This is a genomic window from Pseudochelatococcus sp. G4_1912 (assembly GCF_047501465.1).
Lineage (GTDB): Bacteria > Pseudomonadota > Alphaproteobacteria > Rhizobiales > Beijerinckiaceae > Pseudochelatococcus.
Genome location: NZ_JAZDRL010000001.1, coordinates 281,222 through 304,736, shown reverse-complemented (window position 1 = coordinate 304,736; position 23,515 = coordinate 281,222). Strand labels below are relative to the sequence as shown.

The following is a 23,515-nucleotide window of genomic DNA, read 5'->3' as shown; positions in this document are numbered from 1 at the left end:
ATCGCCTTCAATTTTCTGAAGCCAGCTAATGCTATTGGCGTCCACGATAATAAAGTTTGGACGCCATTTTGCATTATCATATACAGCGCCGATAGTTTGTAATGATTGTGTAGGCCTTTCGTGGACCTTCAACATGATGGGTGATGGCAAACCCATGCGGCAACTCAAAACGATATAGCGAACGGTAGGTATCTGGTGCGCAAGCATGCTCTGCAGCGCCCTCCCAACCATCTCCTGTTTTTATAGTCGTAAAGCGCTGAAAAAGCCGCCGTGGGGTCTCATCAAAAAAGATGACCAGCCCATTTGGCTCGGCACAATATAAATAACGACGTGAAAATGAGATTGAAGGCTGTGTCCCATCACTCGTCTCAAGCGTACCTTCCTCGTAATAACGACTGATATCACCCTCAATGGGCGCAAAGCGCGCGATACCATTCATGCATACGATTTGAGTGCCTGTGGAGGCTATCACCTGTCGCTCCAACTCCCACAGGCCTATCAACTGATGTAACAACTCAATGCGCGCCTTCTGTGGTCTTCGATAATGTACCACCCAGTTCTTGCAATTGGCCACCATAGTTCTCACGCGTATACGGATCCAGAACCGCTACGGGAGCAGCCAACACCAACCCGGCCGCGGTACCTACAGATGCCGCAGCGCCAGCAGTAAACTGAATGATGTGATCACCAAGCCCCACACGCGAATCAGCCATCATCTGTCCACCTGCAAGCCTGGTACCAATCAGCTGGACGACCTCGGGACTCTCAGCAAAGGTGCCGTGATTGAGACGATCACTACTACGTACACCCGTTAAATCAACGACCGTAATGTTGTCACGGTACAGTTCCGTTTTAAACGGCTCCACCTCAGGATCGATGGCACCAAGCCTGGCAGTGCTGCCCCAGATCCGCCGTGAAAGAGCCAAAGCCCGATCGTCACGCGAAGTAAACAAAATAAACTTTGCAGGCTTTCCCTTTGTGCCTGATCTACGAATCTGGGAAACCTGTGTGCGAAAAACGTCGACGTCAACATCCGGCGCAGCCAGCATCACATTGGCAATCTTGGGTGCGAGACGACCGTCATTACGGATAGCCATCTGTCGTAATGCTTCAAGCGCGACCCAGTTGCCCATCGAGTGCGCCAAAATAGAAATTTCGCCAACACTTTTGTCGGCTGAAAGACTCGTAAGTAAATTTTCGAGATTATCGCGGGAGAAATTAGCGCTTTCCCGATCATAACCGTAAGAAAAAATACTGCCACGTGATGGCCAAGTAAAGAGAACCGGCGCAACCTTAGCACCTGAGTCACTCACGATCTGGGCAAAACGGAAGACTGCATCCTCAAATCTGTTATTAAACCCATGAACAAACACGAGTACATTTCGCTGCGGAACTTTTGCTGTAATGCGGTTTAAGCGACGCAGCGCCTCATCCTGACTGACGATATCTGCTCTTAAAGCCACGAAATCCGTTGCCGGGTTGCCGGGCAAGCGGCGGGGCCATTGCACCTCACCTATCGTGCGGCTACTGGCTGGCGGGATCGATACAACAATATCTGCAAAAGCCGGAGTAACCGCGCGCCCACCTGAAAAGAGTTCAGCTCGGGTTGGAGCCTTTTCGCGTGTTGTAGCAACGAGCATCTCAACCGTTGTTGTACCGGGTGTCCCACTAGCAGCAACAGGCCCCAGAACCCCGCGCGGATTACTGGCGCATGATGCGAGCCCAAGTGCTGCAAGGCCACACATCAATAGGCGTGCAGCCGAAAGCGGCAGGCAATACTTAAGCTCGATAGGCATCATGGCCTCAGGCTCCATTATGATATTACAAACGCGCAAGCGCTAACCAATCAGATTGTAATAACTGATGGGTCAAAACTCTTTTCAAACTCAAGGGGTTTGGAATATAGCTCAGCCAACCTATGTCACCAGTTTGTTATGTCATAAACATTCAAACAAGTGAAGAATACGGAGCACATACGTCAGGGAAACAATAAAAGCATTTCATATTTCGCCCCCCTGAAAGACAAAAAAAATCCTGAAGGGAGGCCCTTCAGGATGTCATTCTGTCATCATTCAGCAGCAGTGAACCATGTTCAGTGGATCTGTGCGCGGACTTCTTTAAGACTGTCAGCAAACACTCGATCCGCAGTTTTGCCTTTGAGACTATCACGCAAAATGGTCTCCGCTGCCAACACGGCTGCCTCAACAGCTGCAGCCTTCACGTCAGCCGCAGCTTGCGTTTCAGCTTGAGCAATTTTGGCTTCAGCTGCTGCCGTACGACGAGCAACAAAATCCGTCAGACGAGCATGCGCCTCAGATGCAGCGCGTTCAGCATCTGCACGAGCGTTATCTACGATCGCTTGCGCTTCTGTTTCAGCGGCAACCCGCTTGGCTTCATAAGCCTTTAACAACGCCTCAGCTTCATCACGGAAACGACGGGCTTCAGCAAGATCACTAGCAATCTGCTTAGTGCGATTGTCGAGAGGACCTACGATAAGCTTGGCAGCGCCTGCTTTCAACGCAATAGCGATGAAGACAAAAAATGAAACGGCAACCCAGAATTCAGCTTCCAGCAACATAATTGCCTCCTATCGACCATCAAGCGCGGATTTAACCGCTGTTTCGACAGAAGCAGCCGCAGGTGCGCTACCCAGAAGACGCTCCACAATCGAAGCCGCAGCATCGCTAGAGATCTCGCCAACATGGCTTAGAGCCTGCGCCTTGGTGTCCGCTATGGTTTTCTCCGCAGCAACAATCTTATTTGAAAGATCATGCTCCAGTGACTTGCGCTGTTCTTCGCTCTCGCTGACAAGACGCATACGTGTCTCTTCAGCAATCGTCTGTGCATTAGCCTTGGCTGTAGCCAACCCTGCCTCATAAGCAGTAAATGCTTCGTCGGCCTTTGCCTTCAACTGCGCAGCTTCGCCTAAATCCGTATCGATCCGTTGCTTACGCTCATCAAGCACTGCACCGATGCGTGGCAGCGCAATTCGAGACACAAACCAATAGAGAAACGCAAAAGTGATCGCGAGCCAGAATAACTGCGATGCAAAACTTTCAGCGTTAAATGGAGGGAAGCCGACTTCATGCGCGACTTCAGCCCCAGTTTTAATCGCTTCAGTCATCTGTCAACTCCTCCTCTTAATGAGGCTCCAGCAACATGTTGATGTATTGCCCAAGCGATAGCTCAAGCTCATTTTAATCAGACTTGATGCTAAAACAGACAGATAGACCTGTTCCCCGATTAAGATCGAAGAGGGTCTATCACAGCGCAAGCCTTCGGGAGAATCCCCCGAAGGCAAGACCGCCGTCACCTATTCCGATTGAAAATCAGACGGCGAAAAGGAGAAGAAGAGCGATCAGCAGCGAGAAGATGCCGAGAGCTTCTGTCAGAGCGAAGCCGAGAACAAGCGTACCGCGCTGTGCATCAGCAGCAGCAGGGTTGCGGAATGCGCCAGCGAAGAACTGGCCAAACAGGTTGCCCAGCGCAAGAGCAGCGCCAGCCAGACCAAAGCAAGCGAGACCAGCACCAATGTACTTAGCAGCTGCAGCGATTTCCATGGAAAGCTCCTTAAAGATAACTTTTTAACGTGATGGCGGAAAAACCGGCCGGGAGATCGGTTTAGTTAGTGGCCGGGATGCAAGGCGTCGTGCAGATAAAGACTCGTCAGCACGGCGAATACGTAGGCCTGAAGCACTGCTACCAAAACTTCGAGAGCGGTCAGCGCGACAGTGAAGGCCAGCGGCAACGGCGACAGAACGGCAAAGATGCCCCCCGTCAGCAGCGCAGCAACGAAGCCTGCGAAAATCTTGAGAGCGATATGCCCAGCAAGCATGTTAGCGAAAAGACGAACCGAGAGGCTCACAGGGCGCGACACGAACGACACCACTTCAATGGCTACGATCAGTGGCAGCAACCACATTGGAACGCCTGATGGCACGAACACTTTCAGAAACTTTGCACCATGCTTCGCAAAGCCATAGCCAATCACAGTGAAAATAACCAGTAGCGAAAGCGCGGCAGTCACAATGATATGACTCGTTACCGTGAACGAGTATGGCATCAAGCCCCAAAGATTAGCTGCCAGAACGAACGTGAAGAGCGAGAACACCAATGGGAAAAAGACCATGCCGTCCTTACCCGCAGATTGCCGAACCGTGTTGGCCACAAACTCGTAAAGCAACTCACCCAAATTCTGCCAGCGACCGGGCACAATTGAACGTGGTGCAGTTGCTATAGCAAGAAATGCTGCAATCGCGCCAACAGCCAGCACCATGAACAGCGCTGAATTGGTGAAGGTGATGGGCGAATCACCCAGATGGAACAACGGTCCCGTATAGTGCCGAATCTCAAATTGTTCGGTAGGACTCGCCATGGCTATTTAGCCCCCGCCTGTTTGCTCGCGACACTTTCAAAGCCGCATTGCCTCAACACCCCTTCGACGAAATCGCCGATCGGGAATTCACATCAGCGTTCTTCAGGCCCCTTGCCATCCGACGCTTTTAAATACCCTGCCGCCCGTAACACGTTCCAGACGCCTGTCAAGAAGCCCAGCAGCAGAAAAACAATCAACCCCCAAGGCGACAGCCCCAGATAGGTATCAACAGCCCATCCAATACCGCCACCAGCTACCACACCAGCGATAAACTCACCCGAAAGCCGCAAGCCGTTGGACATGGCAGACGCATCAGCGCCAGCATTTGGCTCTAGTGCCTTTTGAGTGGCCAGAGCTTCCTCTTCCTTGGCGGACAACCGGCGACCGAGTTCATCAAGCCGTTGGGCAAGATCACGATCCTCAGATGGCCTGTCCTCGCGCTCATTTTCAGACATGTCAATACTCCAGTAACAACGCACACTCAGTGCATTATCACTGATGGAATACACTTTCTACGACATGAACAAACTTCGATACGAGAGGACTTCCCTGTAGCCTTACAATCTGCGCATAGTCCGCGACCGCTTAACCTCAAGGAATGCGGCGCAACATAGTGACAGTGACTGCTGGTGTCAACACTAACGAAACATCATATAACCAATTGATATATATGAATTAATTCGCTTTTATGGCAAATATGCGTTCTCAGTGAGCCGATTTAATCTCATAACGTCATCTCAGCAACACATTATCCCGCATCCAGAATACGCTCCGCCAGCCCAAGATCGACTGAAACAAGCTGTGAAATGCCCTTTTCGGCCATGGTTACACCGAACAATCTGTCCATCGCGGCCATCGTGATGGGATTATGCGTGATGACGATGAAACGTGTATCGGTCTGCCAGGCCATTGTACGCAGCAAGCTGCAATAGCGCTCGACATTGGCATCATCGAGGGGGGCATCCACCTCATCGAGTACGCAAACAGGTGATGGGTTTGTCAGAAAAACAGCAAATATCAATGCGATAGCGGTAAGAGCTTGCTCTCCACCTGAAAGCAAGGTGAGCACCTGCGGCTTTTTGCCGGGCGGTCTGGCGTAGATCTCGAGTCCCGCATCAAGCGGATCTTCCGAATCGACCAGTGTCAAATCGGCTGTGCCGCCGCCAAATAATAGCGTGAACAAGCGCTGGAAATGGCCATTGACCACTGCAAATGCGGCCATTAGCCGCTCTCTACCCTCACGGTTCAAGCCCGCAATTGCCTGTCGGAGGCGGCGAATCGCCTCAACAAGCTCCGTATGCTCGGCGCTGATGCCATCGCGCTTGCCCTGCGTTTCTGCCAGTTCTTCCTCAGCCCGCAGATTCACTGCCCCCAGCCGCTCGCGGTCATTACGAAGCAAGGTTAGTCGCTCTTCAACCTCCACCATGTCAGGAACAGCGGTATTATCCGTCAGCCCCGTGTGCTCTGGAAGTTTTTCCGGCGCCAGGCCCAATGCATCAGCAATCTGCCGCACGATATCATTCAGCCGCTCATGCGCCGATTCGGCCATTGCGGTAGAACGAGCGCGCGCCTCGCGGGCCGATGCCAACGCATCAAGCGCGATACGCGCCTCATCATCCGCAGCCGTTAGTGCCTTTTCGGCATCATGGCGTAATTGCCCGGTTTGCGCGGCCATAGCCTGCGCCTCAGCTACAGCGGTGGCCATACCTTCATGGCGTATCGCCATTTCTTCTGCTGATTCAGTGAGTTCCAGCTGAGTGTCACGCGCCTGTGTGAGGCGCTCTTCAACATCCGCCAAAACGGATGCAGTGCGCGCGACGCGCTCATCCCAGGCGCGCAGCTCCGCAGCGATCGCATCCCTGCGTCGGATACGCGCACCGATATCGCGCTGCAAGCTCTGCAGGGCCTGCTCAGCATTACGATTCGTAGCGCGAGCGGTTGTAGCGTGGGCGCGGACTTGCTCCAGCTGCTGGTCATCAAGCTGGGGAAGCTGCACCTGTTCGGCATGTAGACCTTCCAGGTTTTCTCGCGCCAGCATTTCAGCTGTGATCAAGCGCGTATGCGCCTCCTCAAGTGCCGCCCGTTTTGCAGCCGTAGACGCATATTCACGCTCAACCTCAAGCACGCGAGTGCGCGCAGTCTCAAGGGCTCGACGCGCAGCACGTTGCGCATCCAATGCTTGTGATTCTTCACTTCCCGCTAAAAGCGTCTGGGCATGAGCCTCATCCAGCTGCTTTTGATGGGCCTCGACAGTAACACGCGCAACCAGTGATTCCTGCTCAAGGTCGGTCAGGCGATTACGTTCTTCGAGACGGCGAGCAGCAGCTGAGGGAGCATCTGCCGCACTTGTGAAACCATCCCAACGCCATACATCCCCCGCAAGGGACACCAGCCGCTGCCCCGGCGCAAGCGATGCCTGCAATTGATGCCCTGCTTCACGCGTGACTATACCGATCATGCGTAATCGACGCATCAAAGCAGAAGGCGCCTCTACCATGGCCGATAAGGCAACAACATCAGCCGGCAATGCCGCATCATCTGAATATGGGCCTGGCTCGGCCCAATGAATCGCCGCATCGATATCCAATGCAGCGAGCAAATCATCACCGAGAACAGCCCCCAAAGCCGTTTCATAACCCTTTGTTACCCGCAGAGAATCCAGCACGGTTACAAAGCCATCATGCGATTTGGGAGCAGCCAGCTTGGTTAAAACCGCAACCTCTGCCGCCAGGCGGCGATAATGATTTTCAGCCTCGCTTAATGGTTTGCGGAGCGCTGTTTCGGCCTCACGTGCAGCATTTAAGGCAGCACGGGCCGCCAGAGCACGCTCTTCCGCATCAAAATCTGCTGCAGCAAACCCCTCAAGCTCTTCCCGCAACAGAATTGCTTCTTCCTGTGATGGCGCGCGTTCATTCAGCGCTTCAATATCAGTGGCGACACGATTGCGTTCATCCGTGAGTTTCGCGAGGTGTTCCCCCGCCTGCACAATTTGGCGAGACAAGGCGGCGCGGCGCGCAGTGATATCTGCGACCTCAGCCTGTGCCTGCATCAACCGTGCATCAGCTTCTTCGAGCGATAACACCGTTTCCGCAACGATCTCGGCAGCTTCCGCAAGCTCCATCTCAGAACTGGATAACCGATCCTCCAGAATCGCATCTTCATCTTGCAGGCGCGCCGTGGTGGCGCGAGCATCTTGCGTCTGCGCTTGCTCGCGCAGCAGATCACGTTCGAGCTCGCTGATACGGCGGGCGGTATCAGCCGCGCGTTCACGGGCGCGTCGCTCTGCGGCCTCAAGCTCTGTGCGTTCGTGTAAGCGCTGTTGCAGTGCCTGAGCAGCCGCCTCCTCAGCTGTACGCGTCTGCGCCAATGTGTGGGCAGCAATCCCCCGCGCATAAGCTGTTTGTGCCTGACGCTCGTTGCATGTGGCAACTGTTAGCTCGTCTGTGCGGCAGGCCTCTTCAATGGTCGCAAGCTGCGCCCGCGCGCCTTTCCATGCTATCAGGAAGCTGATGGCCTCATACCGGCGGATATCCGCCGATAACGCCCGATAACGGCTGGCCTGACGAGCCTGACGGCGCAGACCATCCACCTGCCCATCAATCTCCCGCATGACATCTTCAAGGCGTTGCAGATTGTCTTCAGCCGCTCGCAGCCGCAGCTCTGCCTCATGACGGCGGCTATGCAGTCCGGCAATTCCGGCAGCATCTTCCAGGATTCGCCGACGCGCCTGCGGCTTGGCTGCGATGATCTCGCCTATCTGCCCCTGACGAACCATCGCATGAGAGCGCGCACCAGTCGCTGCATCCGCGAACAGCAACTGCACGTCACGCGCCCGCACCTCTCGGCCATTAATGCGATAGACAGAGCCATCATCGCGCGTGATTTTGCGCGATACTTCAAGCAGATCGTGATCATTGAACTGGGCGGGAGCTGTGCGGGCCGAATTATCAATGGCGAGCACTACCTCGGCATTATTACGCGCCGGGCGCGTGTTGGAGCCGCCGAAAATGACATCATCCATGCCAGATGCGCGCAGGGATTTATAGGAGTTCTCCCCCATAACCCAACGCAGCGCCTCGACAAGATTCGACTTGCCACAACCGTTCGGCCCCACCACGCCGGTGAGACCCGGCTCGATGAGGAACTCGCTCGGTTCGACGAATGTCTTGAAACCGACAATGCGGAGCCGGTTAAGCCTCAAAGCGTTCCCTCAAACGATTCAGCTGCGTTTTCAGCCGGCAAGTAACGGATCGATAGCCTTTTCCAGATCGCTGAGAGACAACGCACCTGGGAAGCGCTTACCGTTGATGAAGAACATCGGCGTTGCATCAATGCCAAGTTCCTTCAAACCACGTTCGCGCACGGCAACAACGCCGTCGTACAGCTTGCGATCCTTAAGGGTAGCATCGAAATTCTCTTGTGTGATACCGGCTTGGCGTACAGTCTCACGCAGTGCATCGAGCGGCTTGTCATCGCCAATGCGCGCCCATGTCTTGCCCTGCTGTGAGAACAGCAAATCCGTGACAGCATAATACTTTTCATTGCCCTGAGAGCGCGCCAGCATGAAACCAAGCAGCGCCAGATCGTCAAGCGGAAACTCACGCAGAATGAAGCGCACCTTGCCAGTATCGATGTACTTTTTCTTAAACTCAGGAAAAACATCATTATGAAAATCAGCACAATGGCCGCACGTGAGCGAAGCGTATTCGATCACCGTAACCTTGGCGTCCTCAGCCCCTAGAACGACATCGCCCAATGGGCCTGGCACCGCAAGGGTTACGACGGAGACATCCTGCGCCATTGCAGGGCGCGCACCTAATGCGAAAACACCAGCGGCAGTACCGGCAGCGATTGCCTTAATTACATGACGGCGCGTAGTCATTTATTCTGTCTCCACCGCAAAAATGCATTTGATTTAGAGGCTTGTGAAAGCGTTCAGCCGGGAACGTGCGCCAGCTCGCGTCATAACGCAAGTGCCTGCACGCCCCGATCACGAACTTATCAATGGACGTAGATCGGGGCGATGTAATCAGTGCCCGCTAATGCGCCCGATCTGCGCACCGCATTGACTAAGCTTATGTTCCAGACCTTCAAAGCCACGGTCAAGATGATAAACGCGATTAACTGTGGTCTCACCATCCGCCGCCAGTGCCGCAATGACCAATGATACAGAAGCCCGCAAATCAGTCGCCATCACAGGCGCACCTGTCAAACGTGGCACGCCTTCAACATAAGCGAGATCACCATCAAGACGAATATGCGCCCCAAGGCGGGCCAGTTCCTGCACGTGCATAAAACGGTTTTCGAAAATCGTTTCACGGATCATCGAGGTGCCGCGTGCCTTGGTCATCAACGCCATAAACTGCGCCTGCAAGTCAGTGGGGAAGCCGGGGAACGGCTCCGTCGTGACATCGACAGCCTCAATACCATGGCCATTACGCTTTATGCGAATGCCTTCATTGGTTGGGGTAATTTCTACGCCCGCCCGCTGAAGCGTATCAAGCGCATCCTGCAGCAGATCCGGCCGCGCGCCCTCCAGCAACACATCACCGCCGGTCATTGCAACAGCCATGGCATAGGTGCCGGTTTCGATACGATCAGGCAGCACGCTATATTCAGCGCCATTCAGCCGTGACACGCCATCAATCACAATCTGCGATGTACCTGCCCCGGTGATCCGCGCCCCCATGGCAATAAGGCAGTTTGCCAGATCAACGACCTCTGGTTCACGGGCTGCATTCTCAATAACAGTCGTGCCATCAGCCAAAACAGCAGCCATCAGCGCTGTATGCGTGCCGCCAACAGTTACCTTTGGGAAAACAATATCATTGCCCTTAAGCCCTTTAGGCGCGCGCGCATGAGCGTAGCCGCCGTCAATCTCGATCTCGGCCCCCAGACGTTCGAGCGCCATCAGCAAAAGATCGACAGGCCGCGTACCGATAGCACAACCGCCAGGCAATGACACGCGAGCTTCACCCATACGTGCCAACAGCGGTGCAATGACCCAAAAGCCTGCGCGCATCTTCGACACAAGATCATAAGGCGCGGTGGTATCGATAATATCGCGAGCGCGCAGCCGAATACTCTGCCCCGTCACCGCACTCTGACCGGGACGTTTACCCGCAACACCATGATCAAGGCCGTGGTTGCTGAGAATACGCAGCAGCTGCGCCACATCGGCAAGCCTTGGCACATTATGAAGCTGCAACGTTTCATCGGTGAGCATGCTGGCGATCATCAACGGCAGGGCCGCATTTTTTGCGCCCGAAATCGGGATAACCCCGTTCAACTGCGCGCCGCCGACAATCCGTATCCGATCCATTCAGTCAGTTCCCTTTAATCTCAATAATTTACAATTTGAATTAGTCTTGCGCACCATCAAGCCTATCTTTGGCCTGCAGGTTAAGCGATTCCGTATCAACACTCACATCCGTTAGACTTGTGCTGGTCAGGCCTGCATCCATCAGGCTTGCTCCTGAAGACGCCGGCGCATCTACCCGCCCCTCATCAGCCTCACGAACGCGTTCACGAGTTTGGCGCTTACGGCGTTTTAAATTCTCACGCAAGGCTGCGGCGAGCCTCGATTGGCGATCTAGTGCATTCATCTCAGGATCATACAGCAGAGAACGCCCCCACACCCGAAAGCGTAAGGGATGGAAATTTGGTCAGCACCATTGGCCAACCAGCGCATCAAGATTACAGCGATAAACACCCCTGCCATCGCACGCAACAGAATAATCTGCGCGCCTGCGACGAGACGACCCCTTGTCAGATATGGCATTGCGTGGGAAAGCTTGGTATATCGTTCATTGGAATGATAATGAAGTAACCTATATCATCATGGATGCTATCGATTTGATGGCCGCATTCAGCGGTGATCATAAGCGAAGCAAATCACACGCCCGGAGCGTAACACGCAACTGCAGACGACTTCAATCGCCGCGCCGTTGCCATAATGGACAGCCGATGGATTACGATCAATATTTCGAAGCCGCCCTTGATACCCTGCATCAGGAACGGCGGTATCGTGTGTTTATCACGCTCGAAAAAGATGCGGCCCGCTTTCCATTCGCTGCTCGCCAAACCGAGCATGGCACATCTGACGTCGTTATCTGGTGCTCGAACGATTATCTAGGCATGAGTACCCATCCTAAAACTGTGGATGCCATGGTCGACACCGCCCGCCGGATGGGCGTAGGCGCGGGTGGCACGCGCAATATTTCTGGCACAAGCGGTCCCATTGTGTCGCTTGAGAAAGCGTTGGCAGACCTCCACCGCAAAGAATCCTCCCTGGTATTTACCTCGGGTTATGTCTCCAACGAAACCGGCATCGCTACCATCGCCAAGCTTTTGCCTGACTGCCTGCTGCTATCGGATGAGTGGAACCATAACTCCATGATTCAGGGGGTGCGGCGGTCGGGGGCCGAAAAGGCTGTGTTCCGCCACAACGATCTTGAGCATCTCGAAGACCTGCTCAAAACGGCTGGCCGTGAGCGCCCCAAAATGATTGTGTTTGAAAGCGTTTATTCAATGGACGGCGATGTTGCGCCGATTCATGCGATCTGTGATCTGGCAGAGCGTTACAACGCCCTCACCTACATCGACGAAGTGCACGCAGTTGGCCTGTATGGCAAAACGGGCGCTGGCTATGCAGAAGAGGTCGGCGCGCAAAATCGCCTTGATATGATTGAGGCAACGCTTGCCAAAGGCTTTGGCTGCATTGGCGGCTATATTGCTGCCAAGTCGTCGATCGTAGATGCAATACGCTCACATGCTCATGGCTTTATCTTTACAACGGCCCTCCCCCCTGCCGTTGCAGCAGCTGCATTAGCAGCTGTAGAGCACCTGTCATCAAGCAACACCGAGCGCGTGGCGCACCGCCGACAGGTCGCCCGCACGAAAGAGGTGCTGATCAGAGCTGGCCTGCCGGTACAAGACAATCCAACGCACATCGTACCTGTGATGGTTGGCGATCCTGAGCGCACAAAGATGGCGAGCGATCTCTTGCTCGACGAGCATGGCATTTATGTACAACCGATCAATTACCCCACAGTACCTCGCGGCACAGAACGGTTGCGGATCACACCCACACCTTTCCACAGCGACGCATTGATCGACCAGCTAGCGGACGCCCTTGTCGCCGTCTGGCACAAGCTAGACTTACCGTTGCATGCCTCACGAGCAGCGGCATAGATTCTCTAAATAAACTGGGAAAAACGCCCTTAGGCGAAGACATCATGTCGCGTAGGGGTTGACGGGCGCGACGCATCTGCTTAAGGGTGGCGCTCAGTGAGGGACATCCACTGCTTCACCTGTGGACATCACTTTTCGGACCTTGTCGGATAGCCATTAACATGGCAGTGTCCGCCCGGTTTAAGGCTCCTGATTTTTATCGAGCCAACGTATAGGCGCTGCTGTAGCTCAGTGGTAGAGCACTCCCTTGGTAAGGGAGAGGTCGCGAGTTCAATCCTCGCCAGCAGCACCAGTAAAATCAACGAAAACAATCACTTACAAATAAACATTTCATTTTATAACCTGCCTGAATCTGCATGAAGAAGCGGAACACTGCACGAACATGCACGTAGATCCGTGCAAAATCCGTGCACAATAGTTCGAGGTACAGTGAAACCTAGGGAGGTTCGAGGGTTAGCGCGCAGATCCTCGCTTCAAGCATTCGGGCTGCTGGAGCGACATCCGACCTAATGTGCTTGCCGTGCCACTTTACACTCTGATTTTTCGGTATTTTAGAGATCGACCCAACGCCATGAACGGATGTCCGCTTTCGTGAAGCACTAACCGGAACGTGGATGACCGTATAGGGTGAGGAAACTGGCCGCGTATGGAACTAGCATGATCATGTAGAGTATGATGCCTTCCGAAACGTCGGGGCGCCCACCTTTTTAAAAGAAAAAGGTGTTGAGGTCCGGATATCAAACTCCTACCTTGGCAGGGATTTAGATAATTTCATGCCCCGAATGGAAAATACATGAGCCGAGCAGATTTCGATAGATTCGTGACGCGGCAGCAGGCCGAGGAAAAGGCTGCGAAAGCCTTTGACCCAGCGCAGGAACTCGTAGAGTGGAGGCATTATCTCCAGTTGCTCTTCGAATCCGTAGCAGAATACATGAAGAGTTATATTTCTCAGGGGACGGCAAAGATCGATTATCGTGATGTTGAGCTTAATGAGGAGTTCAGCGGGCCGTATACGGTTCAGGAAATGCTTTTGAAGATCGGCGCTTCGACGGTCGTTTTTAAACCTGTCGGAACAATGCTCATAGGTGCAAAAGGCCGAGTTGACGTTCAAGGACCGCGTGGCAGCGCGCGTATCGCATTGGTCAACAAGGCACTTGAACATCCGCGGCAACTCATCAAGGTGACAACCCACATAGCTGGAGAACAGCCTAGCGAAATCGCACCTATGCCGGAAGTCAACATCGAGTGGGCTTGGAAGTTGATTACGCCAGCCCCCGACATACGCTTTATTACCCTTAATCAAGACGTGTTTTTCGATATGGTGTTGGCGATTGTAGATGCCTAATCTCTCGACTTTGAAAAAAATCGCAGAACACCATGTTGATGCAGAAGCTTCACTGCGCCTTTTTTTCTCACAGAATAATCCAAGCTATTCCAGTCGGTTCCCAGCTTACACGCCCGCCGAGGTCAATCAAGAACTGATTGGACGCCTCTACGAGGCGGATGTCCGATCTGCGCTGGTGGTCTTGGCTCGCGCTGAAGCCGCATTCCGAACGGACTATATGGAACGAGGGCGATCAAAATTATCCGATAACGTGTCGATCGATTTCCGAAGGATTTACAAAGCACGGAAAAAAAGGGCAAGGTTTGAAAATGATATCCTAAACACATGGTCCAAGCATCTCAGTTACCCTGAAAAGGAACACCTCGGGAAGCTGAGGGGCATGTTCAAATTCAGGCATTGGATCGCACATGGCCGCTATTGGAACCATAAACCAGCGCATTCATTTCAGGATATCTATCTTCAAGTAGATCTCATTCTCGCAGCCCTGCCCCTAAAATCCTAATAGCGAACACCATCATTCCGATATGGAATTGGACCGACATGGTGCTCCGGCGTCGGCTTTCTATTGAGACAGATATCGAAGTTAGAAAGGTTGAATGACCGGTACTGGATCGGTCACTACCGTCGCGGCTCTCAAGATAATCGGGCTGTAGCGTGGAATCGGCAGTTTGTTATCCCACCCGGTGAAATGCGGTAATCGGCGGTGTATGAGGGACAGAAGCTGGCGAAACAGAGAACTAAACCTACGCTATAGCTCTCTTAAAGTGTGTCTCAAGTCTACCGGGCTGCGCCATCACTTAGAAGCCGTAAAGCGTTGCTTTACAGGCAACGGTACATCGGATATGCTGCATCCGACTCGATGAACATTCACCGGATAGCGCGCGATGATCGATGAGGATGACCTTCGGCTGAAGAAGCCCGTCCATCCTGGCGGCTTCGTAAAGCATGAGGTACTGCAACCGCTTGGCTTGTCTGTAACCGAAGCGGCAGATGCGCTTGGCGTCACGCGCCCGGCGCTGTCGGCTCTGCTGAATGAGCGCGCGCACCTATCACCGGAAATGGCGATCCGGATTGAAAAAGCCTTCGGAGTCTCGATGGAGACGCTGATGCGCATGCAGAACAGCTACGACATTGCTCAAGCTCGCAAGCGGGAGGCGGAGATCAAGGTCAAGCGATATATAGGAATTATGGCGAAGAGGCGGGGATGACGGAGCTAAGTTTCAAGGGTAAAGAGTTTGTTTATAACCACCATCTGGCGGTGCCCTTCCGTCCGCTCGTGCCCGATGAAAACAAGGGTATCGGCCCCGTCGCGCTGGACGGCAATCTTATCATCCACGGCGACAATCTGCACGCCCTGAAGGCGCTGCTACCGCTCTACGCGGGTAAGGTGGACTGCATCTTCATCGACCCGCCTTACAACACTGGCACTGAGGACTGGTCGTACAACGACAATGTCAATGCCCCAATGATTAAGGAGTGGCTGGAGTCCAATCCTGTTGGTATTGAGGACGGGCTGCGCCATGATAAATGGTGCGCCATGATGTGGCCTCGCCTTCGCATGCTTTCCGAGTTGTTATCAGACGAAGGGATTATTTTCATCTGCATCGACGATAACGAAGCAGAGCGTCTCAAAGCTATTGCCTCGGAGATTTTCGGCCCTGATAGCTTTATTACACAATTTGTCTGGCGCTCGCGCGTTAGCGAAGACACGAGGAGCAAGACCGGCGTCTCCAATGACCACGAATATGTTCTTTGTTTTGGCGGGCATTCAGGCGTTCGTCTAAAGGGGGCGGAGAAAGACGCGGGGAAATTCGCGAATGCCGATGGCGATGAGCGTGGGCCGTGGCGGAGCGCCGATTTGACAGGCTTGGCGAGCAAAGACCGTAGACCAAATCTGCATTACGATTTGATCGATCCCGAGACTGATATCAACTATGGATGCCCCCCTAAAGGTTGGAGGTTCGATCCAACCACTATGGCAAAGAAAATTGCCGAGAAACGGGTGCTTTGGCCTTCTGATCCAAGTGGTCGCCCACGACATAAGCTTTTCGAGCGCGAAATAAAAAATAAGTTCAAGGGCCTCTCTACTTTAATAAACCAGTTCAATACTGGAATTGGAACCCGAGAGATTACTGATATCATGGGTGAAGGGGATTTTGAATTCCCTAAGTCGTCACCATTCGTGCAGTTCTTTTTGGATCAAGTCGTGAGTGAAGAAGGGGTGGTTCTGGATTCCTTCGCCGGTACCGGAACCACGGCCCACGCTGTTCTTGAAGCCAACAGGCGTGACGGCGGCAACCGCCGCTTCATTTTGGTGGAGATGGAAGATTATGCCGACCGGTTAACGGCCGAGCGTGTCCGGCGCGTCATCAACGGCTATGATTTCAAGGGAACGCAGAAGGCAGAATTGCTGCGGGAGCGGCTTAACTGGCGTGCGATTAGCAACGCCGCAGAGTTGGTGCACAAAGTCGAGGCCATAGAGAACCTGCACGGCCACGAGTACGACCGCATCAAGAAGGAAGTGAAGGATGGCGAGTTGATCGTCACCGGCGAAAAGACGGTGGCGGAGCGCGCCGAAGGCCTCGGCGGCACCTTCACCTATTGCACGCTCGGTGCCCCTGTCGAGCTGGACAAGGTGCTCAGCGGCGAAACCCTGCCGCCCTACGCCGGTCTCGGCGCAGCGCTGTTCCACATGGCTACCAATCACGCGCTCGATCCCGCCGCCGTGCGCGAGGATGATTTCTATCTCGGCGCGACGGAAGGCCAGCACGTCTGGCTTATCTACAAGCCCGATCTTGACTGGCTGAAGTCGCCGGAAGCAGCGCTGACGTTGGCGCGCGCTAAGGCTTTCGCTGCTTCCGATCCGGACAAGCGGCATCTTGTCTTCGCCCCGGCGCGGTTCGTGAGCCAGAAGATGCTGGCAGAGCAGAATATCCCCGTGGAGTTCGTGCCTCTGCCCTTCGCACTTTACCGGATAGATCGGAGCTAACGTCGTGTTTCGCCAACTCGATTATCAGGACCGCGTGCTCTCAACGCTCGATGATTATCTCGACCTATTGAAGGAAAAGAAGGTGCGCGCGGACAAGGTGGCGGTGCTCGCGGCGCAAGACCCTGACCTCAGCCTCATCATTCCGGATTTTACGAAAGAAGCTTGGGAAGCAATGAGAGCGGCGGGTAAGATGCCCTCTTCTCGCTCCGCCATTCCGTTTTCTTCGCGAATGGATGGCTGCGACCGGCCCGTGCCCAATGCCGTATTGAAGGTGCCAACCGGCGGCGGCAAGACGTGGCTTGCTGTCTCCGCCGTGTCGCGGGTGATGGGCCGATATCTCGATCGCAACACCGGCTTCGTCCTGTGGATCGTGCCGAACGAGGCGATTTATACGCAGACGCTCAAGCGTCTGAAGGATCGCCAGCACCCCTACCGTCAGGCACTTGACCGCGCGGCGGCGGGGCGCGTAAAGATAATGGAGAAAACCGACCGGCTCGATGCGCGGGACGTGGAAACCAATCTCTGCGTCATGCTGCTAATGCTGCAATCCGCGAACCGCGAGACGCAGGATTCCCTGAAGATATTTCAGGATCGGGGCGACGTGCACGGCTTCTTCCCGCCTGAAGGCGAACAACAAGCTCACCAGGCCGCAATCGACTACACTCCGAACCTTTCCGCTTATATGGGTATGTTCCCGATGGTGAAGGATTCGCTCGGGAACGCTCTTCGGATCATCCGCCCTGTTGTTGTGATGGATGAAGGCCATCGCGCCGTTTCCGATCTCGCCTTTGCTACGCTCTATGGCTTCAACCCATGTTTCGTGCTGGAGCTGACAGCCACGCCGCAGGATGTGCAGCCGCGCAGCGGCCGCAATCCGCGCGAAGGTCGCTATGCTAATGTTCTGGTAGAAGTCACCGGTCGCGAGCTGGATCGCGAAGGCATGATCAAGATGCCGCTCAACCTCGATCCCCGGCAGGGCAATGACTGGAAAACGACGCTGAACGCGGCCCTCTCCAAGCTCAACACGTTAGATGCCGAAGCTCGACAATTGCGGGCCGATACGGGCCGTTATATCCGCCCAATCATGCTAATCCAGGTTGAGCGCACGGGTGCGGATCAGCGCGAAAGCGGCCATATCCACGCAGAAGACGTAAGGGACTGGCTCCTGACGGCAGGTTTCGATCAAGCGGAAATCGCGATAAAAACTGCGCAGCAAAACGATCTCAACGATCCCGAAAACCAGGACCTGCTGTCGCCCACCAACAGGGTGCGCGCGATCATCACGAAGCAGGCGCTTCAAGAAGGCTGGGATTGCCCCTTCGCCTATGTGCTGTGCAGCCTTGCGGCCAGCACCAATCTCAAGGCCATGACGCAGCTCGTCGGACGTATTCTCCGTCAGCCCGGCGCACTCAAGACGGGCGTTGAAGCGCTCGATGAGTGCCACGTCATTACACATCACGCCGATACTGCCACGGTTGTCGGTGCCATTAAAAACGGCCTCGAACAGGACGGCCTCGGCGACCTGGTCCTGCACGTGACGCAGGATGATAAGAGCGGGACCGGAAATACGGCGCGTTCGATCAAGCGCCGACCGGCTTTTGCTTCCACAGAAATCTACCTACCCAAGGTGATGGTGGTGGAAGGCGGCGAAGCACGCGAGCTGGACTACGAGACGGATGTACTCTCCGCGCTCGACTGGCGGGACTTCGATCCTCAGAAAATCGCTGATCACGTGCCAGAAAACGCGCAGTTGGCGGAAAGCCAGCTTCAGCGGATCAGGCTCGCCGATGATGGTGACGAGCTGTTCATCGGCGAGACAGTCGCCACAAACACGGAAATTCTTGCCTTTGATCCCGCCCATGCCGTCAGGATGATCTCCGACATTGTGGCAAACCCCTTTGTTGGGCGCGAGATTGTGGGAGCAATGATGGCAGCGCTTCGAGCGCGTAATTTCGATGATGCCAAACTCGGTCAGCTCGCAAGCCTGATCGTAGAAGAACTTCGCAAGGGACTAGATGCCGCACGCACAGCGCGCGCCGAGGCATTGTTCAAGGCCGAAGTGGCGTCAGGGCGCATCCAGTTCCGGTTGCGGCTCGACGGAAGCAACTGGCGGATGCCTTTCAGCATCGAAACGATGGAACCAGAGAATGCGCGCCAACTCTTGAACCGTGCGGGCGGTCCGCTCGAAAAGAGCTTATTCGCGCCGGTATATGAGAGCGAGCTGAACAGCGATGAGCGCGATGTGGCAGTTTATCTCGATGGCGAAAAGATGCTTGCCTGGTGGCACCGGAACGTCGCGCGGACGCAATACGGTATTCAAGGATGGAAGAAAGCCAAAATCTACCCGGACTTCATCTTTGCCGTGCGGCGCGACGGCGAAGCGAAGCGGATAACGGTTCTCGAAACTAAGGGAGATCAGCTCGACAATCTCGACACGGCCTACAAGCGCGAAGCGCTATCATTCCTCTCGGATCATTTCCAATGGGATGAGACCACTCCGATCGGCGAGCTAGAGCTGGTAAACAACGGTGAAACCGTGAAAGGCTCCTTGATCTTGATGAGCGAATGGAAGGCGAAACTGCCAGCGTATCTCTGACGGCGCGGTATTGGGGGCATATATGGATTCCGATCCGGCAGTATCGGGCGCATTAGAAGTGTCAGTTAGACAGACCTTGAAGGTGGCAAGGCATTTGCCTCAGGTAAGGATTACCCCGATGCGGCATGTGATTACGGCCCGTGTTCAAGCGAGTTCTAGGAACTCAGCAATATCATCGAGCGGTCCGAGCTCGACGAAAAATGGAGCAAGCGTCGCTCCCTCCGGCATCGTCCAGGCGAAGCGATACTCGTTCTGATAAAGGTAGCGCATATTCTTGCTAAAAATGGGTGTGAGCTGCTCACGTTGAATGGTATAAGGATCGTAATACTGAAGCGGCCCATCGATCCACTGTGAGGTAGGCAGCTGCTTCTCTACCTCTGCGGAAAGTCGCTTCCTAAAAGCGTCCTTGTCGAGAATAACGAGCGCTGCCTCTGCTTCAAAATCGTGAAATAGGCGGGCATCATAGCCGAAACCGCAGCACCAAACATAAAAGTTCCGCACAATCATATAGCGGAATAGCTCCTTGCGCTGCACTGGTATCTCGACTTTTTCTCCTTCTGCGTTCAATCCATGGAGCTGGAACATTAAATGTTCGTTCGGCGTGACGCAGTAATGCTCAAGCTCCTTGTCAACCTGCGCTGCATTGAGAGAAGGGTCATTATAGGCGGCAGCCGGCGCTATGCGCAGAATGCCCCGCTCGAAGGCGTCGTGGATGTGAGCTCGCTTGCCGAATTTCGCGAAGCATGATGGTGAGCCCGTGAAGGGAATGCGAAGTCGGGGTGGATTGTAGAACGCACTGGCAGCCTCGCGAAGCGCGCGCTCGCTGAAATCACGAACGCTTGCTCCCTCTCGCTCCATCTGCTCCAACATCGTGTGGAGAATTAGCCGAAGGAGCTCACGGCGGTTTTGGTCACTGCGGGGTGGCGTCACATTGCCGGCGGCATCGGTTGACCATAGATTGCCAGTCAAGATGTCAAATCGGCCCCGGAGCGTGGCATCCGGCATCTCGCGCAGGTAACGATCCCGTTCGTATTCGCTTCGCCACTCGTCTCCAAGACTCAATGTTATCTCCAACTGCACCGAAATCTCAGCAAATATCAAATACCAAACTATGTTTGCAGTCCAGTCGACCGCATCCACTTCTTGACACAGCGTATCGTAATCTCCGCAATTGTCATACCGCACAGCCCAAGCATGAATCCAACAGCACCATCAAGACCAACAGCATGGAAGCCCATGCTATGCAGCCATTTACAAAGTAGTGACGTAGCTGCAGGTGTGCCATATCCAGCGGTCAATCCGCCAACGACAACAGCACTTGTTGCTTCCATAATGCTATAATTTTCGATAGCTAGTGACCGAACAATACCGCCTGCAACTCCTGCAATAAGGTGCACCAGTTTAACGCCCAAAGCCGCAACTTCAGGACTGCCATGGAACTCATTCATAATGATGCCTCCGAATGATACACCTTAAGTAAATTCAGTCGACGAAACAGATCCCCTTTTCACCCAAAGGTCTGCTTCAGCAGCACGGCGATTTACGAGCCCCGCCAACACTTTGCCACCAGCCATATTCCAACGTGCAAGCTCACCCGGAACGGTGCTGTAATTGCCTTGGTTGAGCTTTTTCAGCAGTGTGGATTTATCAAATGCAGCCGCGCCAACATTGAAAGAAAACGACACCAACGCACCAAACTGGTTATCCCTCAGCGGCACCTTCACTACCTGATCGACTGCGCGCTCAAAGCGGGCAAGATCATCTCTCAGCAGTCTGTCTGCCTCCGCCTGTGTGATTTGCATGCCGGGTTTTACGTCTGGCCCAGTGTGTCCATAACCGATGGTCCAGATGCCAGCAGGATCGCGGTAAGCAACCAGCCGAGATCCCTCCCACTGCTTCAGCTTTTCGATGACAAACGGCGTGACTTTACGGGCCATGACAGCCTCCAAAGAAAAAGCCCACGCAAGGTGGGCGATAAGCATTGATCGGGATTGGATGAGCCAAATGAGATTTGCGGTCTCACTGCATAGGTGCATCTCTTATCGGCACATTCGAGATGATCACCTCTGACGCCTCGGTCGGTTGGCCGCTGGCGGTGTACTTCAGCTGTACTGGCTTGATCTCCGCCCAGGCGAACAGCTCCCGGATTTCAGGCACGTCATTCAATGTCAGGATGAACTTGCCCTTGAGGTTCTTCAGCACTGCCGATAGTTCCTCAAAGTCGGCCCGCTCAAACATGTTCTTGCCGTAGTAATCCTCGACACCCCAGTAAGGCGGATCGAGGAAGAACAGCGTGTGCGCACGGTCCCAGCGGTCGATGAATTTTTGCCATGGCAGGCACTCGATATAGACACCGGCCAGCCGCTCATGGGTTGCCTCAAGCAGCGGCATGAGACGTGAGACATCGAACTTTGATGGGTCGCTCGTGGATATGCCGAAGGTCCGCCCGCCGACCTTGCCTCCGAAAGACAGCTTCTGCAGGTAGAGAAACCGCGCAGCTCTTTCGAGATCAGTCAGCGTATCCGGATCGGTTCGTAGCAGGCGCTCGAACTCTGACCGGCTTGTGAGCTGCCATTTCAGGACATCCAGAAACGCCTGATAATGGCGCTGCAGTACGCGGAAGAAGGTTGCGATGTCCTTTGACAGGTCATTGACAACCTCAACGCGTGGGCGCGCATCCCGACGGAAAAACACGCCGCCCATGCCCATGAACGGCTCGCAGTAGAGCGTGTGCGGAATATCTTTGATCATCGGCACGAGCACTTTGGACAGCACTCTTTTGCCGCCGATATATCCCGCAAGCGTGCTTAGCGGACGTATTGGCTGCGGAGCCACTGGGGCATTGGCATGTAACGTAGAGATATCATTCAGAACCATTGTTGCCTCATAATAAAAATGCCGCCTCAGAGGGCGGCATGGATGGAATTGATAAAGGGTTGGATCAATCCGGAGAGAGTTCCGGATCGTAGGGAAACTGCACTTCAGCCTCACCTGACTTGGCTGACTTCTTCTTGCTCTTGCCGCTCTCGATGCCGCGTTTTGCAGATACCCGCGTGGTGTAGCCGGACTTGCTGAACTCGTGCGTGGCAACGTCAACCGTCCAGATCAGATCATCGATACCAGGTCGCACATCTGACAAACGCAGGGGCTGGCCTGCCTTCAGATCCGGATTGCCCAGCACCGAGAGTTCAAGCGTGTCAGAATCCGCCTGCTGCTCGCGCGATTTGGCTTGGGCGGCTTTCAGCGCTTCATCTTCTGAGGCGTATGTTTCCGGCAGGCTGTAGGAGGCTGATGCTTCAGCCTCGGATTCAATCTCGACTTCCTTGCGCTGCTGCTTGCCCTTGTCCTGCCATTTCGCAACAACCCGCTTGTGCTTGCCGCGATCTGCGAACCGCACACGGCAGGTGCCCACGATGATGTCGGAGCGATGCACTACAAGCGTTGCCAGCGAACGGCCAGAACCTGAAACCCCGGCAGAGCGCTCAGCAAAGATCAGCTTGCCATCCTTGAACGTTACCATCGCCCCCTGACGCTCTGCCATGCGTGTCAAAAGATGCATGTCGGATTCATCAAGCTGGCCGAGCCAGTTGTATTTAAGCCCTGCAACGTTGTCCGACACCACAGGCTCAAGACCGTGATCAGCAGCAACTGTTTCAACCACTTCCTTAACGGTCTTGCCATCAAAGTGGCGCGTCTTTTGCTCCTTGAGCGTCGACCGCACATCGGCCGACTTGCCGCTGATGGTCATGCCAAACGGCAAGCATGAGAGCTCAACTGAATCCACCACGAAGGCGCCCATGTAGCGTGTACCGGTTTCGCGATACCCAAGCCATGCCCGGATTTTTGCACCGGTTTTAGGGATCTCCAGAAACGGGTTTCCGTCTAACAGATCAATGCTGATTTCATCTGCCTCGCTGCCAGCCTTATCAGTGATGGTCAGCCGAATGAGCCTTGACCAGAAGGCGCCCGCTACCTCTCGTCCATTCACCTCAACAACTGCAACCGGATGATGCATGG

At 54.4% G+C, this 23,515-nt stretch carries 22 protein-coding genes and 1 tRNA gene; 7 read left to right on the top strand and 16 right to left on the bottom strand.

From position 1 onward, the window contains the following. Window positions 1–76: 76 nt before the first annotated feature. The 11 genes from VRZ32_RS01415 to VRZ32_RS01365 all read right to left on the bottom strand — a co-directional run bounded on the left by VRZ32_RS01415 (window position 77) and on the right by VRZ32_RS01365 (window position 10,980). Window positions 77–577, bottom strand: coding sequence for a DUF6314 family protein (locus VRZ32_RS01415; RefSeq protein ID WP_414523659.1), 501 nt, complete (start codon window positions 575–577; stop codon window positions 77–79). Beyond that, complete coding sequence (locus VRZ32_RS01410; protein ID WP_414524998.1) at window positions 516–1,796, bottom strand: alpha/beta hydrolase; 1,281 nt, start codon at window positions 1,794–1,796, stop codon at window positions 516–518. Before VRZ32_RS01410 ends, VRZ32_RS01415 begins: the two co-directional genes overlap by 62 nt. A 296-nt stretch (window positions 1,797–2,092) precedes the next feature. Next, complete coding sequence (locus tag VRZ32_RS01405; RefSeq protein WP_414524997.1) at window positions 2,093–2,575, bottom strand: ATP F0F1 synthase subunit B; 483 nt, start codon at window positions 2,573–2,575, stop codon at window positions 2,093–2,095. 12 nt (window positions 2,576–2,587) lie between these two features. After that, entirely contained in the window at window positions 2,588–3,124 is a 537-nt protein-coding gene (locus VRZ32_RS01400; RefSeq protein WP_414523658.1) for a F0F1 ATP synthase subunit B, read from the bottom strand. 205 nt (window positions 3,125–3,329) lie between these two features. Continuing rightward, on the bottom strand, window positions 3,330–3,560 hold the full coding sequence (locus tag VRZ32_RS01395; RefSeq protein ID WP_414523657.1) for a F0F1 ATP synthase subunit C: 231 nt from the start codon (window positions 3,558–3,560) through the stop codon (window positions 3,330–3,332). A gap of 65 nt (window positions 3,561–3,625) precedes the next feature. Next, window positions 3,626–4,375 carry a F0F1 ATP synthase subunit A gene (locus VRZ32_RS01390; protein ID WP_414523656.1) on the bottom strand — a complete coding sequence of 250 codons (750 nt, stop codon included), beginning with the start codon at window positions 4,373–4,375 and terminating at the stop codon, window positions 3,626–3,628. 92 nt (window positions 4,376–4,467) lie between these two features. Continuing rightward, on the bottom strand, window positions 4,468–4,830 hold the full coding sequence (locus tag VRZ32_RS01385; protein ID WP_414523655.1) for an AtpZ/AtpI family protein: 363 nt from the start codon (window positions 4,828–4,830) through the stop codon (window positions 4,468–4,470). Between the two features lie 293 nt (window positions 4,831–5,123). Continuing rightward, a complete protein-coding gene (locus tag VRZ32_RS01380; RefSeq protein ID WP_414523654.1) occupies window positions 5,124–8,576 on the bottom strand; it encodes a chromosome segregation SMC family protein in 3,453 nt (1,150 codons plus the stop codon). 30 nt (window positions 8,577–8,606) lie between these two features. Beyond that, window positions 8,607–9,257 (bottom strand): DsbA family protein, encoded by a 651-nt coding sequence (locus tag VRZ32_RS01375; RefSeq protein ID WP_414523653.1) that lies wholly within the window; start codon window positions 9,255–9,257, stop codon window positions 8,607–8,609. 147 nt (window positions 9,258–9,404) lie between these two features. After that, window positions 9,405–10,697 (bottom strand): UDP-N-acetylglucosamine 1-carboxyvinyltransferase, encoded by a 1,293-nt coding sequence (murA, locus tag VRZ32_RS01370; RefSeq protein ID WP_414523652.1) that lies wholly within the window; start codon window positions 10,695–10,697, stop codon window positions 9,405–9,407. 40 nt (window positions 10,698–10,737) lie between these two features. Further along, window positions 10,738–10,980 carry a hypothetical protein gene (locus VRZ32_RS01365; protein ID WP_414523651.1) on the bottom strand — a complete coding sequence of 81 codons (243 nt, stop codon included), beginning with the start codon at window positions 10,978–10,980 and terminating at the stop codon, window positions 10,738–10,740. A gap of 361 nt (window positions 10,981–11,341) precedes the next feature. On the opposite strand from VRZ32_RS01365, the gene hemA reads away from it, so the two are divergent. The 7 genes from hemA to VRZ32_RS01330 all read left to right on the top strand — a co-directional run bounded on the left by hemA (window position 11,342) and on the right by VRZ32_RS01330 (window position 19,498). Continuing rightward, on the top strand, window positions 11,342–12,568 hold the full coding sequence (hemA, locus tag VRZ32_RS01360; protein ID WP_414523650.1) for a 5-aminolevulinate synthase: 1,227 nt from the start codon (window positions 11,342–11,344) through the stop codon (window positions 12,566–12,568). Window positions 12,569–12,785: 217 nt separating this feature from the next. Further along, a tRNA-Thr gene (locus VRZ32_RS01355) sits at window positions 12,786–12,860 on the top strand. Window positions 12,861–13,361: 501 nt separating this feature from the next. After that, a complete protein-coding gene (locus tag VRZ32_RS01350) occupies window positions 13,362–13,913 on the top strand; it encodes a hypothetical protein (RefSeq protein WP_414523649.1) in 552 nt (183 codons plus the stop codon). Beyond that, on the top strand, window positions 13,906–14,415 hold the full coding sequence (locus tag VRZ32_RS01345; RefSeq protein WP_414523648.1) for a hypothetical protein: 510 nt from the start codon (window positions 13,906–13,908) through the stop codon (window positions 14,413–14,415). Before VRZ32_RS01350 ends, VRZ32_RS01345 begins: the two co-directional genes overlap by 8 nt. 382 nt (window positions 14,416–14,797) lie before the next feature. Continuing rightward, on the top strand, window positions 14,798–15,121 hold the full coding sequence (locus VRZ32_RS01340; RefSeq protein WP_414523647.1) for a HigA family addiction module antitoxin: 324 nt from the start codon (window positions 14,798–14,800) through the stop codon (window positions 15,119–15,121). After that, the gene (locus tag VRZ32_RS01335) at window positions 15,118–16,902 is read left to right on the top strand and encodes a site-specific DNA-methyltransferase (RefSeq protein WP_414523646.1); all 1,785 of its coding nucleotides are present in this window, start codon (window positions 15,118–15,120) and stop codon (window positions 16,900–16,902) included. Before VRZ32_RS01340 ends, VRZ32_RS01335 begins: the two co-directional genes overlap by 4 nt. Before the next feature lie 4 nt (window positions 16,903–16,906). After that, a complete protein-coding gene (locus VRZ32_RS01330) occupies window positions 16,907–19,498 on the top strand; it encodes a DEAD/DEAH box helicase (protein ID WP_414523645.1) in 2,592 nt (863 codons plus the stop codon). 144 nt (window positions 19,499–19,642) lie between these two features. On the opposite strand, the gene VRZ32_RS01325 is transcribed toward VRZ32_RS01330, so the two are convergent. The 5 genes from VRZ32_RS01325 to VRZ32_RS01305 all read right to left on the bottom strand — a co-directional run bounded on the left by VRZ32_RS01325 (window position 19,643) and on the right by VRZ32_RS01305 (window position 23,513). Then, a complete protein-coding gene (locus VRZ32_RS01325; protein WP_414523644.1) occupies window positions 19,643–20,560 on the bottom strand; it encodes a hypothetical protein in 918 nt (305 codons plus the stop codon). A 47-nt stretch (window positions 20,561–20,607) separates the two neighbouring features. Continuing rightward, window positions 20,608–20,946, bottom strand: a complete 339-nt coding sequence (locus tag VRZ32_RS01320) for a hypothetical protein (RefSeq protein ID WP_414523643.1) — start codon at window positions 20,944–20,946, stop codon at window positions 20,608–20,610. A 24-nt stretch (window positions 20,947–20,970) separates the two neighbouring features. Beyond that, a complete protein-coding gene (locus VRZ32_RS01315; protein ID WP_414523642.1) occupies window positions 20,971–21,435 on the bottom strand; it encodes a lysozyme in 465 nt (154 codons plus the stop codon). Window positions 21,436–21,517: 82 nt separating this feature from the next. Then, on the bottom strand, window positions 21,518–22,375 hold the full coding sequence (locus VRZ32_RS01310; RefSeq protein WP_414523641.1) for a DNA adenine methylase: 858 nt from the start codon (window positions 22,373–22,375) through the stop codon (window positions 21,518–21,520). 64 nt (window positions 22,376–22,439) lie between these two features. Beyond that, the gene (locus tag VRZ32_RS01305; protein WP_414523640.1) at window positions 22,440–23,513 is read right to left on the bottom strand and encodes a phage late control D family protein; all 1,074 of its coding nucleotides are present in this window, start codon (window positions 23,511–23,513) and stop codon (window positions 22,440–22,442) included. Window positions 23,514–23,515: the final 2 nt, after the last annotated feature.